The following is a 16,494-nucleotide window of genomic DNA, read 5'->3' on the forward strand; positions in this document are numbered from 1 at the left end:
CCCCCGTCCCCGCCCGCAGGAGGCGGCCCCGGCCACGCCTGGCCGCCGATGCCCGGCCATCCGGGTCACGGCCCGCAGCCGCCGGTAGGCCCCGGTTACGGTCCCCCGCCCCAGGGCCAGTTCAGCAACACGCTGTCCAAGGTCGCCTTCATGTTCGGGTGCTTCGGCGGTCTCCTCGGCGTGATCCTCGGGATCGTCGCCCTCCGCCAGATCGCGCGAACCGGCGAGAAGGGCCGCGGCTTCGCGATCGGCGGCATCGTCATGTCGTGCCTGTGGCTGGTGTTCATCGCGGCCGGTCTCGCGCTGGAAGGTACTTCCTTTCTCTCGTCGGACAACGCCAGTGGCTCGAACGGCACGTCCCGTGAGGCGGAGGGGGTGGACGTCAAGAAGATCAAAGTCGGCGACTGCGTCAACGACGACAAGGGCGTCCCCAACGCCGCGGACGGGGAACAGGCCATGGTCAAGCGCGTCGAGATCGTCCCGTGCGACGGACCGCATGACGGTGAGGCGCTGGCCGTCTTCCAGTTGCCCGGCTCTGTCAAGCCGGACGAGCGGCAGTTGTTCGCGCTCGTCTCGGACGGCTGCAAGGAGCGGATGCTGAGCAGGTTTCGCCGCGACCCGGCGGCCGGTTCGCTCGACATGTTCTCCTACTACCCCTCGGCCGACTCATGGCGGCGGGGCGACCGCCACGTGGTCTGCCTCGCCGTCGCCGCCGACGAGGGCACCAAGTTGACCCGGCCGATCCGCCCCTGACGGTCCGGTCCGTCGGACGGTCGGCCCACCGTCCGCCTCGTTGAGGTGCCGGGCGTCAGATCGCGCCTGGGAGGCGGGCGGGGCAGCCGGGTTCGCAGTGTTCGGAATGCCACGCCACTCGCTGCGCGTACGTGCTGAACCGGCGGCGCAGCATCGACCGCAGGAGCGGTCCGGTGCCCGGGAAGGCGTCGAATGTGCCGTGCCAGCGGATGAGGGTGCCCGTGTAGTGCGGTTCGAGCGTGATGTCCACGCGGAGGCGGCGTGGTGGTGGTCCCGACAGCGCGATGTAGCCGTAGTGCTTGGGCGGGTCCCAGGCGACCACTTCCTCGCGCCAGGGCGGGACGCGCCGGACGGCGCCGATCCCGTTCGGATGGTCGTCGCCCGCCGTCTGCCGGCTGCCGCGGGTCCAGAACCCGCCCCACTCGGCCCATGCCTCGGCCACGGCCAGATGCTTGAAGATCACCTCGGCCGCGGCCCTGGACGTGGCGGTCGCTTCGATCTCTTGCGGCATGACACACCCCCCGAGTCCGTCGCATGGGGCCTCATGCCCGATCTCACGCCGATTACGGCTTGTGAGGGATTGATTTTAGAACGTGACGATACCGGGCCCGGTTCAGGCGGTGTCGATGACCTGGAACGACTCGGCGAGCCGGCCCTCGGGCAGGCCGGCCGCCGCGGCGTTGGCCGACAGCCAGCCGCGCAGCATGTCCGGCAGCCCGTCGCCCATGTGCGCGGTCTGGCTGGCGTGGGCCCGCAGCGCGTTCAGCTTCCGGTCGAACCGGTCGGTGATGTCGACGTAGTGGTTCGCTACCGGGCCGCCGGTGAGCCACACCTCGCGCGCCGTCCAGGCGTCGAGCCCCTCGTCGGCCAGCAGCTCCGGGAACGCGTACGGGTTGCGCGCGTCGGGGTAGACGGCGTCGAGCGCGGCCGCGCCGACCGCGCGGTGGTCGGGGTGGCTCGGGTAGATCCGCTCGTAGTTGCGCTCGGGGCTCGGCATCAGCACCCGGTCCGGCCGCACCTGCCTGATCACCCGGGCGATGTCGCGGCGCAGGTCCAGCGTCGCCTCGACCCTGCCGTCGGGGTAGCCGAGCCACCGGACGTCGCTCACGCCGACGCACTTGGCGGCGGCGATCTGCTCCTCGCGGCGCAGCGCGGCCATCTCCGCGCGCGTGATGCCGTCGTCGAACCCGCCGGCGTCGCCGTCGGTGACCATGAGGTAGACGACCTCGGTCCCGCGGTCCGTCCAGCCCGCCACCGTCCCCGCCGCGCCGAAGTCGACGTCGTCGGGATGCGCCATCACGACCAGGATCCGCTGCACCGATTCGTCGTCCAAGGTGTTGATCACAGTTTCAACAATAAAGTCTGCGGGCGGGGCATCGGCACGCCGGAGCCCCGGAACCGGCCCGGGGCCGCCGGTCACAGCGACGTGAGGGCCGCCAGGAGCCGTTCGTGGAACGCCGCGACGTCGCTGCCGACGGCGACGCGGACCGGGCGGCGGGTGTCCTCGGCGGGCAGCGACCGGGCGTCCCACACCGTCGTCCCGCGCGTCAGCTCGCCGCGCAGCTCCACCCGCACCGCCCGCTGGGTGTACTCACCGAGCTCCGGTTCCAGCATGAGCATCGCCGCGAGCGCGTCGTGGACGACCGCGCCCCGCTGCCGCAGCACCGGCGTGTAGGCGTCGACGTAGAACGACAGGACCCGGACCGCGAACCGGGCCGCCGCCGTGTCGTGCGCCGCGAGCCGGTCGAGCCAGTCGCCGTGGACGGCGGTCGGGTGGGTGGCGTCCAGCGGGACCAGCACGACCGGCCAGTCCGCCGCGAACACCAGGTCGGCGGCCTCGGGGTCGTGCCAGATGTTCGCCTCGGCGTGCGTGGTGATGTTGCCCGGGTGGTCGAACGCGCCGCCCATGACGACGACCTCCCGGACCAGCGAGGGCAGCTCCGGGTCGAGCAGCAGCGCCGCGCCGAGGTTGGTCAGCGGGCCCGTCGCGAGCACGGTCAGCTCGCCGGGCCTCGCGCGGGCCAGCCGGACGAGCAGCGCGGCGGCGGGCTCGGCGGCTGGCCGTCCCGCCGGTTCGGGCAGGTGCGTGTCGCCCAGGCCGTCCGTGCCGTGCCAGTCCAGCGCGTGGTGGACGTCCTGCGCCATCGGCCGGGCGGCGCCGACCGCGACCGGCACGCCCTCCTCGCCCGCCTTGATCCCCGCCAGCTCCAGCACGCGCAGCGTGTTCAGCGCCCCGGTCAGCGGATCGATGTTGCCGTGGACGGTGCCGACCCCGGCCAGGTCCGCCTCACCCGCCCGGATGCGGGACGCCAGATAGAGCAGGGTCATCGCGTCGTCGATGCCGGTGTCGCAGTCGTAGAAGATCGTTCGCGTTCGGGTCACGGGTCGCAACCTAGCGCCGCTGCAGCGCGGAGGCACCCCGGTATCGGCCCCGCCGCGGCGACCGGCGATTGGGCCTGGGACGCGGGCCCGCACCGGGGTAGAGCTGAGACATGCGCAAACTCATCAACGCCCCGGCGGACGTGGTCTCCGACGCGCTGCGCGGCATGGCCGCCGCGCACCCCTCGCTGCGGGTCGACCCGGAGAACGGGACGGTCGTGCGGGCGGACGCTCCCCGCGCCGGGAAGGTCGCCCTGGTGTCCGGCGGCGGTTCCGGCCACGAGCCGCTGCACGCCGGGTTCGTCGGCCCCGGGATGCTCGACGCGGCCTGCTGCGGCGAGGTCTTCACCTCCCCGGTGCCGGACCAGATCATCGCCGCGACGATGGCGGTGAACGGCGGCGCCGGCGTCGTCCACCTGGTGAAAAACTATACGGGCGACGTGATGAACTTCCAGCTGGCCGCCGAGCTGGCCGAGGACGAGGACATCGAGGTCACCTCCGTCCTCCTCGACGACGACGTCGCCGTCGAGGACAGCACGTTCACGGCCGGGCGGCGCGGCACCGGCGCCACGCTGTTCGCCGAGAAGATCGCCGGGGCGCTCGCCGAAGAAGGCGCCCCTGTCGACGCGGTCGCGGCGGTGGCGCGCGAGGTCAACGAGCGCAGCCGGTCGTTCGGGGTCGCGCTGTCGTCGTGCACGGTCCCGGCGGCCGGGACGCCGACGTTCGAACTGGGCGAGGACGAGATGGAGCTCGGCATCGGCATCCACGGCGAGCCCGGCCGCGAGCGCGTCAAGGCCGGCACCGCGGCGGAGATCGTGGACGCGTCGCTGAGCGCCATCGACGCCGACATGCCGCTGGCCGGGTCGGAGGTGCTGGTGCTGGTGAACGGCATGGGCGGCACCCCGCTGATCGAGCAGTACGTCGCGTACGCGGAGGTCGCGCGGTGGCTGGACGGGCACGGCGCGGCCGTCGCCCGCCCCCTCGTCGGCCCGTACGTCACGAGCCTGGAGATGGCCGGCTGCATGATCAGCGTCTGCCGGACGACGCCGGAGCTGACCCGGCTGTGGGACGCCCCCGTCGAGACGCCCGGGCTGCGGTGGGGCCGGTGAACGCGGACGACTTCACGGCCTGGATCCGGCGCGCCGCGGAGTTGGTCGCCGCCGACGCCGACCGGCTCACCCGGCTGGACGCGGCCATCGGCGACGGCGACCACGGCCACAACATGGACCGCGGCTTCCGCGCCGCCACCGACGCCGTCTCCGGCGGGTCGCTCCCCGAGGACGCCCCGCCCGGGAAGGTGCTGATGATCGCCGGGCGCGCGATCGTGTCCAAGACCGGCGGCGCGTCCGGCCCCCTCTACGGGACGGCGCTGCGCCGCGCGGGCAAGGCCCTCGGCGACACCGCCGACGTGGACGCCGCCGCGCTCGGGGCCGCGCTCCGCGCCGCGCTGGACGGCGTCCGGGAACTCGGGAAGGCGAACGAGGGCGACAAGACGATGGTCGACGCGCTCGCCCCCGCCGTCGCGGCCTACGAGGCGGCGCTCGCGGACGGCTCCGACCTCGCCGGCTGCGCACGGGCCGCGGCCGGCGCGGCGGGCGAGGGCGCGGAGGCGACCGTCCCGATGCAGGCGCGCAAGGGACGGGCCAGCTACCTGGGGCCGCGCAGCACCGGCCACCTTGACCCGGGGGCGGCGTCCACCGCGCTCGTGCTGGGAGCCTTGGCGGACGTCGTGGCACAGGGAGGGTGAGGCGCATGGTCGGGATCGTGGTGATATCGCACAGCCGGGCGCTCGCGGAGGGCGTCGTCGAGGTGGCGCGGGCGATGGGGGTCGGAAAGGCCGTCGTGGAACCCGCCGGAGGGGACCTCGAAGGCGGGCTCGGGACGAGCGTCGACCTGGTCGAGGGCGCGGTCGCGACGGCGGACGACGGCGACGGCGTGCTGCTGCTCGCCGACCTCGGCAGCTCCGTCCTCACCGCCAAGATGGTCATCGAGGACGCCCCGGGAGGCGGCATCCTGCTCGCGGACGCGCCGCTGGTGGAGGGCGCGGTCGCCGCGGCGTCCATGGCCGCGACGGGCGCCGACCTCGCCGCCGTGCACGCCGCGGCCGAGTCGGCCTACGACCACCGCAAGACCCGGTAGCCCGCCCCGCTCAGGGCTCAGGTCGCGTCGGGGCCCGCGAGGAGCGTGCGGAGGGCCGGCGACCCGTCGTCGGTCGTCGGATCCCCGCGCACCTCGTAGACGCGCGTTTCCTCGCGGACCCCGGAATCCTCCGACACGGTGATCCGGTAGGCGGGGAGGTCGGCGCCGACCTCCCCCTGGTCACCGCGCGCCTGCGCCGCGTCGAGGGCCTGCACGGCGTCCCGGATGCGGCCGGCCGTCCCGGACGGGAGCGCGGCGGTGTCGTAGAGCGCGACGACGGCCTCCCGGCCGGTGAACCCGCCGGTGCTCTCGACCTTCACCCGCATGGCGTCCGCCTTCCCCGCCGCGCACCCGTGCCCGGGACTACTTGCCGAAGGCGCGGCGCAGGGCTTCGATGTCCTCCCGGAGGATGTCATCGTCCTCCAGCGCGCCCCGCTCGGCCAGCCTTTCCGGGGCGACGAGCTCGTACTCGGGCATCTGCATCGTGCCGCAGCAGCGCGACCGGTCCTGCTCGGCCCGCAGGCTCGCCGACCGCTCGTCGAACGGCTCGACCTCGGTGGCGTCCTGGCCGTTCCCGGTGTAAGCGGCGTCCGCCATCCGCATCTGGCCGCTCATCAGATCGTCCAGCGGCGTCACGGCGGTCGTGATCTCGCGGACCGCGAACCGGTTCCGGATGAACGTGCGGTAGATCGCGGGGTTCCCGCGGTCCGCGGAGATCCGCAGCATCTCGTTCGCGACGTCCGCGTACCGCGCGCCCCTGGCCGGGGACGCGACGATCGCCTCGAACACCAGCCCGCACAGCGCGGACGCGACCTCGATCAGCACGAGCGCCGGGTCCTTGGTGCGCCGCTGCCGGTTCATCTCGAACGCGTAGACGTCCGCCAGCACGTCGTAGACCGCGCCGGTGAACACCTGCGAGATCGCGTGGACCTCGTTGCCGACCTCGCTCAGCTTCAGGTCGTTGTCGGCGTTGCGCAGCCCCGCGGGCATTCCGAGCGCCTTTCCGAACTCCTCGGCGAGGTCCGCCAGGAACGACTTGTCGTGCAGGTTCCCCTTGGTGAGCGCCACGAGCGCGTCCGCCTGGTCGGGCTGGGCGAGGGCCAGGAAGATCGCCGTCAGGTCGCCGAACGACTCGTGCAGGCCGCCGGTCTGCGGCGGGTTGCCCGCCGACAGCCAGCCGGGCTTCAGGCCGTCCAGCAGCGCGTGCCCGGTCTCGTGCGCGACGATGTCGAACGAACGGCACGTGTGGACGACGGTCTCCGCCGACGCTCCTTGCGGGGTGAAGAACAGGAACTTGAGGGCCTGGGCCGTCCGGCTGTAGAACGCGTTCGCGCCCGTGGCGGCGTGCGGGAACACCGTGATGGGTTCGGTGTTGCCGTCGGTGTTCCACGCGAACGGGATCGGCTCGCCGCCGTTGTGCCGCTCGAACATCGCCATCGCCTGCCGGACGACGGCGAACGTGTGCGCGCAGTCGAACTCCGGGGTGCCGGCGTCGAACACGAAGTCGCCGCTGACGTTGCGCGCGACCGGCGTGACGCCCGGAAGCTCGATCCGCACCCGCGCGTCCGCCGGGCCGTTCAGCACGACGAACGGGAGGAAGGCGAGCCGGGCGCCCAGTTCGGTGACCGACGGGTCCTGCTTGTACACGAGTACGCGGTGCCCCGTCCGCGGCGGTGCCGGAATCGGCACCGGGCGGGCCGCGGACTGCGCGGGCGGTGCCGCGGCCTGCGGCTCCGTCCCCGGCCTCGGCGCGGGGACCTGCACCCGGGTCTCCCGCTGCGATCGGATCTCTTGCCGGTGGATCGTCATCGACGCCACCTCCCCTGACAGGCGCGGGTCCGGATGACCCCTGCGCTCCTGCTGACCGGGCACGCGGGGAGAGCCCGTCCTTCCAGTGGAAACGCTCCGCCGGTCAGGAGATCGAGTCAAGCGGGATGGTCCGATGGGGAGGGCGTCTGGCCACATGCTGCCGTCCGCAGCCCGCCCGGGACGCGCCGCAGCCCGCCGGACCGGGCGGGACGCGCCGAAAACGTCGCCGCGGCGCCGTAGACTCGCACGTGATGTCGAAGACCGAAGCTCACCCCCTGCTCGACGGCCTCAACGAGCAGCAGCGCGCCGCCGTCGTGCACTCCGGCGGCCCCCTGCTGATCGTCGCGGGCGCCGGATCGGGCAAGACCCGGGTCCTCACCCACCGCGTGGCCCACCTGCTGGGCGAGCGGGACGTGCACCCCGGCCAGATCCTGGCGATCACGTTCACCAACAAGGCCGCGGCCGAGATGAAGGAGCGCGTCGACGCGCTCGTCGGGCCCCGCTCGCGCGCCATGTGGGTGATGACGTTCCACTCCGCGTGCGTCCGGATCCTGCGCCGCGAGGCCAAGCGGCTCGGCTTCCCCACGAGCTTCTCGATCTACGACCAGGCCGACGCGAACCGGCTCATGGCGCTCGTGTGCCGCGAGCTCGACCTCGACCCGAAGCGCTACCCGCCGAAGTCGTTCAGCGCCCAGGTGTCCAACCTGAAGAACGAGCTGATCGACTACGAGACGTTCAAGAACCGGGCGTCCACCCACATGGAGCAGACGCTCGCCGAGGCGTACGAGATGTACCAGGCGCGGCTCCAGCAGGCCGGCGCCATGGACTTCGACGACCTGATCATGATGACGGTCAACCTGCTGCAGGTGTTCCCGGAGGCCGCCGAGCACTACCGGCGCCGGTTCCGGCACGTCCTCGTGGACGAGTACCAGGACACCAACCACGCGCAGTACGAGCTGGTCAGGGAGCTGACCGCTCCCATCGCGGTTCCCGGGGGGTCTGGGGGGTCGTCCCCCCAGGAGGAGCACGTCGAGGGGATCGGCGCGGCCGAGCTGTGCGTCGTCGGGGACGCCGACCAGTCGATCTACGCGTTCCGCGGCGCGACGATCCGCAACATCCTGGAGTTCGAACGCGACTACCCGGACGCCACCACGATCCTGCTGGAGCAGAACTACCGCTCCACGCAGACGATCCTGTCGGCGGCCAACGCGGTCATCGAGCGCAACGCCGACCGCAAGCCGAAGAAGCTCTGGTCCGACCAGGGCGAGGGCCACAAGATCACCGGCTACGTGGCCGACAACGAGCACGACGAGGCCGCGTTCGTCGCCCGCGAGGTCGACCGGCTCACCGACGAGAACGCGGCCCGCCCCGGCGACGTCGCCGTCTTCTACCGCACCAACGCCCAGTCCCGCGTCTTCGAAGAGGTGTTCATCCGCGTCGGCCTGCCCTACAAGGTCGTCGGCGGCGTCCGCTTCTACGAGCGCAAGGAGATCCGCGACCTGCTCGCGTACCTGCGCTGCCTCGCCAACCCCGAGGACACCGTCTCCCTGCGCCGCATCCTGAACGTCCCGAAGCGCGGCATCGGCGACCGCGCCGAGGCGTGCGTCGAGGCGTACGCGTCCCGCGAGCGCATCTCGTTCTGGCAGGCCCTCCGGGTGCCGGAGGACGTCCCCGGCATGGCGACCCGCTCGACCAAGGCCGTCCGCGACTTCGTCGCCCTGCTGGACGAGCTGGGCGCCGCCGCCGAGACGCTCACCCCCGCCGACCTGGTCAGCGAGGTGCTGAAGGCCAGCGGCTACCTCGCCGAGCTCCAGGCGTCCAAGGACCCGCAGGACGAGACCCGCGTCGAGAACCTGTACGAGCTGGAGGCCGTCGCCCGCGAGTTCGAGGAGCGGCTCGACGGCGAGCCGGCAGAGGGCCGCCTGCCCGAGTTCCTCGAACAGGTGGCGCTGGTCGCCGACGCCGACTCCATCCCGGGCGGCGCCAAGGGCGCCCCCGTCCCGCCGGGCGAGCAGCCCGAGCAGACCGACGACGGCGTCGTCACGCTCATGACGCTGCACACCGCGAAGGGCCTCGAATTCCCCGTCGTGTTCCTCACCGGCATGGAGGACGGCGTCTTCCCGCACCTGCGCGCCATGAGCAACCCGAAGGAGCTCGAAGAGGAGCGGCGCCTCGCCTACGTCGGCATCACCCGCGCCCGGCAGCGGCTCTACCTCTCGCGCGCCACGATGCGCAGCTCGTGGGGCGCCCCGCAGGTCAACCCGCCGTCCCGCTTCCTCGGCGAGGTGCCGAAACCGCTCATCGAGTGGGAGCGCGAGGCGTCCGCGGCGACCGGGTCGGCGATGTCGCAGATGGCGGCGCGGCCGGGCGTCCGCTCGGCGGGCAACCGCCCCGTCCCGGCGCTGTCCCCGGGCGACAAGGTCACCCACGACGCGTTCGGCCTCGGCACGGTCGTCTCCGTCTACGACAAGGGCGAGAAGGCCAGCGTCGACTTCGGCGGCGAGTACGGCGTGCGGACGCTGGTCCTCCGCTACGCCAGCATCGAGAAACTCTGAGCGGAACGGCGCGGCGGGCCGGTGGATCCGGCCCGCCGCGGTGTCCGGGCGGTGCCGGCCGGCGGGCCGCCTAGAGCAGGACGCGGGCCAGGGCCAGCCACTGCTCGGGGGTGACCTCGCCGACCAGCGCCGTCCGGTCGAGGGCGGCTTCGCGGAACGCGGCGTCCAGGCGGCGCCGTGCCGCGTACGGGCGCAGCGACGCGTGCAGGCTGCCGCCCTTCCCGCCGAAGCCCGCGTCGACCATGGCCGCGTAGTCGTCCAGGAGGTCCGCGGGCAGCAGCGGAGCGGGGCGGCGGGTCAGCCGGAGCACTCCGCCGTCCACGCGCGGGACGGGCCGGAACTCCGTCCGCGGCACCCGTCCGAGCAGCCGCCACTCGACGGCCGGCCACGTGCTGATCGTGCGCCGCGTCCAGCGGCCGTAGTCACCGGTCCGCTTGCGGGCGTACTCCCATTGGGTGATCAGTGTGGCGGTGGTCAGCGACGGTGCGGCCAGGCACCAGCCGACGATGTCGGAGGTGCGGGCGAACGGCACGTTCCCCACCACCGCGAACGGCGCGGCGGGCGGCCGGGCGGCGAGGAAGTCCCCGGCGACGACGCGCACGTTGCCGGCCTCGCGGAAGCGGGCGCGGAGCGCGGCGGCATGGCGGGGGTCGAGCTCGTAGGCGACGAGTTCGCGGCAGCGCGGAGCCAGCGCCGCGGTGACGGCGCCGCGGCCGGCGCCGACCTCCCAGACGAGGCGGCCGCCGGCGTGCGCGGCGAAACGGCGGGCCGCGCGGGCGGACAGGAGGTTCTGTGACAGTTCGCGCCGGGCGCGGTCGATCGGAGTGCGGGCCACGGGCCTGCGTCCCTTCCCTGGGACGGGCAGGCGGCGGCGCGCGTCACACGCTGAACAGGGCCGTCGCCTGCCCGAACGGAACGTTCGGACTCGGCTCGGGCCCCGGCCGGGACGCGAAAGAGGAGAAGGAGAGAAGAGAGCGCGCGTCGGTACGCGGATCAGCGGCGGCCGGCCGGGGCACCGTGGCCACGCCGCAGGCGCACCGCGAACGGCGCGGGGTACGGGTGGCCGGTACGGCCGGTGCGGGTCACCGCCGCGCAGCAGGAGGCCGCAGCTCCGCACATGGGGCGCCTCCAGACGACGGGACCGATCGACAGACGCAGCCTAGGCAGGGCTCCGCCGCCGCGGCAAAGGGTTTTCCGCCAGAGGGGCGCGGGTCAGTCGGCGGGCGGGACGGGGAGCGGGTCCTCCAGCGCGGAGAGGCTCAGCAGGACGAGCGCCGCCGTCCAGCCCAGCGGAGCGGGCCCGGCGGGACGGCCGGCCGGGCCGACCTTCTCCGGCAGGACGCCCAGCGAGGTCCGGTGCGCCGACAGCCAGCTCAGCCGGCTGAGCGCGTCGCCGGTCCGGCCCGACGCGGCGGCGGTGAGGCCGAACATGGCGACCTCCGGCGTCCAGGCGACGTCGGGGGAGCCCGACCAGCGCTCGCCCGGCAGCACGCCGCCGTTCGGCAGCGCCTGCTTGCGGGCGGCGTCGATGACCGCACTGGTCACGGCGGGGTCGGCGGCCGCGAACGGCGGCGCGATGAACGTCACCGAGGTGTCCATCAGCCCGCCGGGGACGGGGGAGCGCGGGTAGCCGTACGGGGCGAACTGCCGGTCGACCGCGGCGGAGAGGCGCCGCGCCGCGCGCCGCCACTCGGCGGCCTTGCCGCCCTCGCCGCGGCGCTCGGCGAGGTCCGCGGCGGACCGCAGGCCCGCCAGCACCGGCCCGACGACGCCGAGCGTGGGCCGGCGCGGGTCCTGCTCGTGCCGGGGGTCGCGCTCCCAGTAGTCGGACGAGGCGGGCGGCAGCCCCTCGGCGTCCAGGGAGAGCGCCAGGTGGTCGGCGGCGCGCCGGACCATCGGCCACAGGTCGGGGACCTCGCCGTCCGCCGGCGGGTGGTGCCGCTGGTGGAACCACGTCGCCCACAGGACCCAGCCGAGCGAGTCGAGCTGCGCCGCCCGGCCGTCGGTCACGGCCGTGCCGTTGGCGTGGTAGCGCGCGGCCCACATGCCGTCGTCGTTCTGCACGCGGGAGAGGAAGCCGAGGACGCGGCGGGCCTCGGCCGGGTGCCCGGTCACGGTGAAGGCGGCGACGGCGAACGCGGAGTCGCGGGGCCAGGCGTACCGCCACTTGGAGTACCACGACGCGAGCGACGCGCCGTTCGGGCGGGTGAGGAGCCGCAGGTCGAGCAGTGCGCGGGCCGCCATGTCGCGGTATCCGGGGTCGGTGCCGGTGACCGGGTCGAGCCCGCCGGTCGGGATGGTGCCCTGCGACAGCCATGCGCTGTCGGAGTGGATCGCGTGCCGGACCCTGGGGTCGTCCGCCTCGACGGTCACGGGCCGCTCGCCGCCGGACGGGATGAGCCGGATCCGCCCGTCCGGGAGCCGGACGGCGGAGCTGTCGGGGAGGTAGGACGCCCCGTCCGCCTGCTCGGGCGGCAGCGGGACGCCGGTGAACGGCCAGCCGCCCCCGCCGATCAGCCCGGGGCTCGCCCAGCCGGGCTCGGTGCGCTCCGGCGCGGTGGCGCCGCCGGTGGCGATGAGGGCCGCGACGAGGAGGAGCGCGCCGGTGCGCCGGAAGGTGCGCGTCCCCTTGTGGCGTCCCCTGTGCCGTCCCGGCCTCCGGCCCGACGGGGCCCGGCGGAGCGGCGAATCGGGGGCGGACTCGGTGGGGACGCGCGGCGGGACAGTCTTGACCGCCGTCGCCCCGGCGACGGCATCGGCGGAGACGGGTGCCGCGACGGTGGTGTCCCGTTCGTCCGCCATCGCCATATGTCCGCCCCCTGCCGCTATCGCCGCCCTCGTTGATCACCGAAGCCCGAATAAGTACATCAAACTACGTCAACCGGTTCATCCTCCTCACGTGCCACTCGTGCCCGCCCCTGAGGACGAGCACACCTTCGTTTCGGTGACACTCATGGACAATCGGACCCGGCGGCATCACCACGGAGCCGGGTTGACTAGGCTGCATCGACGGAGCGGACCGCAGAGTGCCGGCCGCACGGAGTCCCGTGTAACCCCCACTCGCGTGGTCATTCGGCTGTCGATCCTCTTAAGGACGCCTCGTGGACCTGTTCGAACATCAGGCGAAGGAACTCTTCGCCGAGTACGGGGTACCGGTGCCCACCGGCAAGGTCGCCCATACCCCTGAAGAAGCCCGGGCCATCGCGGCGGAGCTGTTCGCCGCGGGCAGCTCGAAGGTCGTGGTCAAGGCCCAGGTGAAGACCGGAGGCCGCGGCAAGGCCGGCGGCGTGAAGCTGGCCGACTCGGCGGACGAGGCGCAAGCGCTCGCCGGCCGGATCCTCGGCATGGACATCAAGGGCCACACGGTCCACAAGGTCCTGGTCGAGGAGGGGAGCGCGATCGCGCAGGAGTACTACTTCTCCTTCCTGCTCGACCGCGCCAACCGCACCTTCCTCTCCATCTGCTCCGTCGAGGGCGGCGTGGAGATCGAGGAGGTGCCGCACGACCGGCTGGCGATGGTGCAGATCTCGCCGCTGGACGGCGTGGACCGCGCGAAGGCCCGCGAGATCGCCGAGCAGGGCAGGCTCCCCGAGGAGGCCCTCGACGGCGCCGCCGAGATCATCGAGCGGCTCTGGGCCGTGTTCACCGACGAGGACGCCTCCCTCGTCGAGGTGAACCCGATGATCCTCACCTCCGCCGGCGAGGTGAAGGCCCTCGACGGCAAGGTCACGCTGGACGACAACGCGGCCTTCCGCCAGGAGCACGACAAGTACGAGGACAAGAGCGCGGCCGACCCGCTGGAGGCGGCGGCCAAGGCCAAGGACCTCAACTACGTCAAGCTCGACGGCAGCGTCGGCATCATCGGCAACGGCGCGGGGCTGGTCATGTCCACCCTGGACGTCGTCGCCTACGCCGGTGAGGAGTTCGGCGGCCAGAAGCCCGCGAACTTCCTCGACATCGGCGGCGGCGCGTCCGCCGAGGTGATGGCGAACGGGCTGGAGATCGTCCTGTCGGACGGCGACGTGAAGTCGGTGTTCGTGAACGTCTTCGGCGGCATCACGGCGTGCGACGCCGTCGCCAACGGCATCGTGTCGGCCTACCAGCTGCTCGCCGAGCGCGGCGAGGCCGTCAACCGCCCCCTGGTCGTCCGGCTGGACGGCAACAACGCCGACCTCGGGCGCAAGATCCTGAGCGACGCGGCGCTGGACGGCGTACAGCAGGTCGACACCATGGACGACGCGGCCAGGCGTGCCGCGGAACTCGCGGCAGGTGCATGAGCGATGGCCATCTGGCTCACCGAGAACAGCAAGATCATCATCCAGGGCATCACGGGCTCCGAGGGCACCAAGCACGGCCGCCGGATGCTCGCCTCCGGCGCGCAGGTCGTCGGCGGCGTGAACGCCCGCAAGGCCGGGCAGACCGTCGACTTCGACGGCACGACGCTCCCGGTCCTCGGCACCGTCAAGGAGGCGATGGAGCAGACCGGCGCGGACGTGTCGGTCGTCTTCGTCCCGCCGAAGTTCACCAAGGACGCCGTCGTCGAGGCGATCGACGCCGAGATCCCCCTCTGCGTCGTCATCACCGAGGGCATCCCCGTCCACGACACCGCCTACTTCTGGGCCTACGCCGAGAAGAAGGGCGGCAAGACCCGCATCATCGGGCCGAACTGCCCCGGGATCGCCTCGCCCGGCAAGTCGAACGCCGGCATCATCCCGGCCGACATCACCACCCCCGGCCGCATCGGGCTGGTGTCGAAGTCGGGCACGCTGACCTACCAGATGATGTACGAGCTGCGCGACGTCGGCTTCTCCACCTGCGTCGGCATCGGCGGCGACCCCGTCATCGGGACGACCCACATCGACGCCCTCCAGGCGTTCCAGGACGATCCCGACACCGACGCCATCGTCATGATCGGCGAGATCGGCGGGGACGCCGAGGAGCGCGCCGCCGCCTACATCGAGCAGCACGTGACCAAGCCGGTCGTCGGCTACGTCGCCGGCTTCACCGCCCCCGAGGGCAAGACGATGGGCCACGCCGGCGCCATCGTGTCCGGTTCGTCCGGCACCGCGGAGGCGAAGAAGGAGGCCCTGGAGAAGGTGGGCGTCCGGGTGGGCAAGACCCCGAGCGAGACCGCCGTCCTCATGCGGGAGATCATGCAGAACCTCTGACGCGAGCGACAGACGCGACGCCCGCCCCGCCCGGGGCGGGCGTCGCGTCTTTCCCCCGCAACGGGGCAGGCGGTGCGGCCGAGGATGACGGCGGGGGATGACGGCGGGGGATGACAAAGGCGACACGCCGGGCCCGGCGGGGCTCCCGGGCCGTGCCGTGGTGTCAGCATGTAGCGGGTGAGCGAACCTAGCCCTGGACGGCGTGCCACCCCCGAGGCGGCGGGACGGCCGCCGCGGCGTCCGGAGAGGGGCCCCGCGCCGCGCCGGCCGGACGGCCCGCCGCCGCCCCCGGCCGCGAGACCGCTGTACGTGACGGGGCTCGTCGCGGCGCTGTGGTGCATCGGGATCGGGCTCGCCGTGCTGACCACCGTCACGCTGATCGGCTGGATCGCCGCGCCCAAGACCGCCCTCGGCGACGGCCTCGCCGGGGTCTTCCGGTCGGCCGTCAACTTCTGGCTCGTGTCCCACCACGCGGGCTTCTCCTACGACCAGGGGCGGGTGGGGCTGCTCCCGCTCGGCGTCGTCGTCCTGCCCGGGGCGCTGCTGTACCGCGGCGGCGGGTGGATGATCCGGGAGGCCGGGCTGCCGCACCGGCCCCGGAAGGCGGTCGTGCAGGTCGCGCTCGCGCTGGCCGGCCCCTACGCGGGGCTGGCGGGGCTGCTCGCGCTGGCCGCGACGTCCCCGCAGCTGCGGCCGTCGGCGTGGCAGGCGCTCATCGCGGGGTTCCTCGTCGCGGTCGTCGCGGGCGGGCTGGGCGCCGCGCGCGCGGTCGTCGCCGCGCAGGTCGCGGCGGAGGCGCGGGGGCAGCGGGTCCGCTCCGGGCTCGGCGCGCTGCTGCGGCTGCTGCCGGACCGGCCGCGCTCGCTGGTGATCGGCGTGGCGGGGTCGCTGTCGGTGCTGCTCGCCTCGGGGGCGCTGCTCGTCGGCGGGTCGCTCGCCGTGAACATGCCGGACGCCGACCACCTGTACGACCTCCTCGCCCCCGGTGTCGTCGGCGGCGTCCTGCTCCTGCTGGTGGAGCTGGCGTTCCTGCCGAACGCGGTGATCTGGGGCGTGGCGTACGCGGTCGGGCCGGGCTTCTCCGTCGGCGCCGGGACGAGCGTGTCGCCGACCGGGGTGTTCCTGGACGCCGTCCCGGCGTTCCCGCCGCTCGCCGCGCTGCCCGATCCCGGTCCGGCGCCCGCGGTGTCGCTGCTCGCGCTGGCGGCGCCGTTCGTCGCGGGCGCGGTGGGCGGCGTCCTCACGATCCGCTCCCTGCCCGCCCCGGTGTCGGAGGGGGCGCCGATGTGGGGGTTCGTGTGCGGGGCGCTGACCGGCGCCGTGGTGGCGCTGCTGAGCGCGCTGTCGGGCGGCCCGCTCGGCGGCGGGCGGATGGCGACGGTGGGGCCCTCGGCGTGGCAGGTCGGGCTGCTGGCGGCGCTGGAGGTCGGCATCTCCGCGGCGATCGCGGCGTGGGCGGCGAACTCGATGATCCTGCGCCGGCCCGCCCGCGCGGAGGCCAGGGCCGCGAAACGCGCGGAACGTCCGGAGGGCCGTGCCGGGGAACGGCCGGGGAAGCGCCCGCGCCCGCGCTCGCGGGAGGTCCCCGCGCCCATGCCCCTGTCGGCGCCCGTCCCGGGCGACTACGAGAGCACGTCCGCACCCGCCCCCAGGGCGCCGTTCGCGCCGGATCCGCTGGAGTTCGAGGAGGC

15 protein-coding genes are annotated in these 16,494 nt (G+C 73.7%); 8 read left to right on the forward strand and 7 right to left on the reverse strand.

The window, feature by feature from the left end; genetic code table 11:
• A partial coding sequence (locus tag E1266_RS25945; protein WP_207945918.1) for a DUF4190 domain-containing protein occupies nucleotides 1-753 on the forward strand: 753 nt, incomplete at its 5' end.
• A 55-nt stretch (nucleotides 754-808) separates the two neighbouring features.
• Here E1266_RS25945 and E1266_RS25950 read toward each other — a convergent pair.
• The 3 genes from E1266_RS25950 to E1266_RS25960 form a co-directional block, all read right to left on the reverse strand.
• Nucleotides 809-1,264, reverse strand: a complete 456-nt coding sequence (locus E1266_RS25950) for an SRPBCC family protein (protein WP_132051288.1) — start codon at nucleotides 1,262-1,264, stop codon at nucleotides 809-811.
• Nucleotides 1,265-1,366: 102 nt separating this feature from the next.
• Nucleotides 1,367-2,050: a PIG-L deacetylase family protein gene (locus E1266_RS25955; protein WP_132051305.1), complete on the reverse strand. Its 684-nt coding sequence runs from the start codon at nucleotides 2,048-2,050 to the stop codon at nucleotides 1,367-1,369.
• A 119-nt stretch (nucleotides 2,051-2,169) separates the two neighbouring features.
• On the reverse strand, nucleotides 2,170-3,135 hold the full coding sequence (locus tag E1266_RS25960; protein WP_279436348.1) for a nucleoside hydrolase: 966 nt from the start codon (nucleotides 3,133-3,135) through the stop codon (nucleotides 2,170-2,172).
• A gap of 110 nt (nucleotides 3,136-3,245) precedes the next feature.
• Between E1266_RS25960 and dhaK the strand changes: the two genes are divergently transcribed.
• The 3 genes from dhaK to E1266_RS25975 are packed head-to-tail and all read left to right on the forward strand — an operon-like array spanning nucleotide 3,246 to nucleotide 5,271.
• Nucleotides 3,246-4,241, forward strand: coding sequence for a dihydroxyacetone kinase subunit DhaK (dhaK, locus tag E1266_RS25965; protein WP_132051289.1), 996 nt, complete (start codon nucleotides 3,246-3,248; stop codon nucleotides 4,239-4,241).
• Nucleotides 4,238-4,879, forward strand: a complete 642-nt coding sequence (dhaL, locus tag E1266_RS25970) for a dihydroxyacetone kinase subunit DhaL (RefSeq protein ID WP_207945919.1) — start codon at nucleotides 4,238-4,240, stop codon at nucleotides 4,877-4,879. Before dhaK ends, dhaL begins: the two co-directional genes overlap by 4 nt.
• A 5-nt stretch (nucleotides 4,880-4,884) precedes the next feature.
• A complete protein-coding gene (locus E1266_RS25975; protein WP_132051293.1) occupies nucleotides 4,885-5,271 on the forward strand; it encodes a phosphoenolpyruvate--protein phosphotransferase in 387 nt (128 codons plus the stop codon).
• Between the two features lie 17 nt (nucleotides 5,272-5,288).
• On the opposite strand, the gene E1266_RS25980 is transcribed toward E1266_RS25975, so the two are convergent.
• On the reverse strand, nucleotides 5,289-5,597 hold the full coding sequence (locus E1266_RS25980) for a protealysin inhibitor emfourin (protein WP_132051295.1): 309 nt from the start codon (nucleotides 5,595-5,597) through the stop codon (nucleotides 5,289-5,291).
• Nucleotides 5,598-5,634: 37 nt separating this feature from the next.
• A complete protein-coding gene (locus E1266_RS25985; protein ID WP_132051297.1) occupies nucleotides 5,635-7,080 on the reverse strand; it encodes a hypothetical protein in 1,446 nt (481 codons plus the stop codon).
• A gap of 251 nt (nucleotides 7,081-7,331) precedes the next feature.
• On the opposite strand from E1266_RS25985, the gene pcrA reads away from it, so the two are divergent.
• Nucleotides 7,332-9,635 carry a DNA helicase PcrA gene (gene pcrA, locus E1266_RS25990; protein WP_207945920.1) on the forward strand — a complete coding sequence of 768 codons (2,304 nt, stop codon included), beginning with the start codon at nucleotides 7,332-7,334 and terminating at the stop codon, nucleotides 9,633-9,635.
• 70 nt (nucleotides 9,636-9,705) lie between these two features.
• Here pcrA and erm read toward each other — a convergent pair whose 3' ends face one another.
• Both erm and E1266_RS26000 read right to left on the reverse strand, forming a co-directional pair.
• Complete coding sequence (erm, locus tag E1266_RS25995) at nucleotides 9,706-10,470, reverse strand: ErmE/ErmH/ErmO/ErmR family 23S rRNA (adenine(2058)-N(6))-methyltransferase (RefSeq protein ID WP_132051299.1); 765 nt, start codon at nucleotides 10,468-10,470, stop codon at nucleotides 9,706-9,708.
• Between the two features lie 377 nt (nucleotides 10,471-10,847).
• A complete protein-coding gene (locus tag E1266_RS26000; protein WP_207945921.1) occupies nucleotides 10,848-12,443 on the reverse strand; it encodes a glycoside hydrolase family 15 in 1,596 nt (531 codons plus the stop codon).
• A 293-nt stretch (nucleotides 12,444-12,736) separates the two neighbouring features.
• Here E1266_RS26000 and sucC point away from each other — a divergent pair, with 293 nt between their 5' ends.
• The 3 genes from sucC to E1266_RS26015 all read left to right on the forward strand — a co-directional run.
• Entirely contained in the window at nucleotides 12,737-13,912 is a 1,176-nt protein-coding gene (gene sucC, locus E1266_RS26005) for an ADP-forming succinate--CoA ligase subunit beta (RefSeq protein WP_132051301.1), read from the forward strand.
• 3 nt (nucleotides 13,913-13,915) lie between these two features.
• Nucleotides 13,916-14,803 carry a succinate--CoA ligase subunit alpha gene (sucD, locus tag E1266_RS26010; RefSeq protein WP_132051303.1) on the forward strand — a complete coding sequence of 296 codons (888 nt, stop codon included), beginning with the start codon at nucleotides 13,916-13,918 and terminating at the stop codon, nucleotides 14,801-14,803.
• Between the two features lie 177 nt (nucleotides 14,804-14,980).
• Nucleotides 14,981-16,494, forward strand: a 1,514-nt coding sequence (locus E1266_RS26015; RefSeq protein ID WP_207945922.1) for a DUF6350 family protein, incomplete at its 3' end; no start/stop codon positions are given.

The sequence above is a fragment of the Actinomadura sp. 7K534 genome (genome assembly GCF_004348575.1).
Lineage (GTDB): Bacteria > Actinomycetota > Actinomycetes > Streptosporangiales > Streptosporangiaceae > Spirillospora > Spirillospora livida.

Coding starts and splice junctions, on each gene's coding strand:
- E1266_RS25950 (WP_132051288.1), bottom strand. CDS start 1,264: ATGCCGCAAGAGATCGAAGCGACCGCCACGTCCAGGGCCGCGGCCGAG.
- E1266_RS25955 (WP_132051305.1), bottom strand. CDS start 2,050: ATGGCGCATCCCGACGACGTCGACTTCGGCGCGGCGGGGACGGTGGCG.
- dhaK (WP_132051289.1), top strand. CDS start 3,246: ATGCGCAAACTCATCAACGCCCCGGCGGACGTGGTCTCCGACGCGCTG.
- E1266_RS25975 (WP_132051293.1), top strand. CDS start 4,885: ATGGTCGGGATCGTGGTGATATCGCACAGCCGGGCGCTCGCGGAGGGC.
- E1266_RS25980 (WP_132051295.1), bottom strand. CDS start 5,597: ATGCGGGTGAAGGTCGAGAGCACCGGCGGGTTCACCGGCCGGGAGGCC.
- E1266_RS25985 (WP_132051297.1), bottom strand. CDS start 7,080: ATGACGATCCACCGGCAAGAGATCCGATCGCAGCGGGAGACCCGGGTG.
- pcrA (WP_207945920.1), top strand. CDS start 7,332: ATGTCGAAGACCGAAGCTCACCCCCTGCTCGACGGCCTCAACGAGCAG.
- E1266_RS26000 (WP_207945921.1), bottom strand. CDS start 12,443: ATGGCGATGGCGGACGAACGGGACACCACCGTCGCGGCACCCGTCTCC.
- sucD (WP_132051303.1), top strand. CDS start 13,916: ATGGCCATCTGGCTCACCGAGAACAGCAAGATCATCATCCAGGGCATC.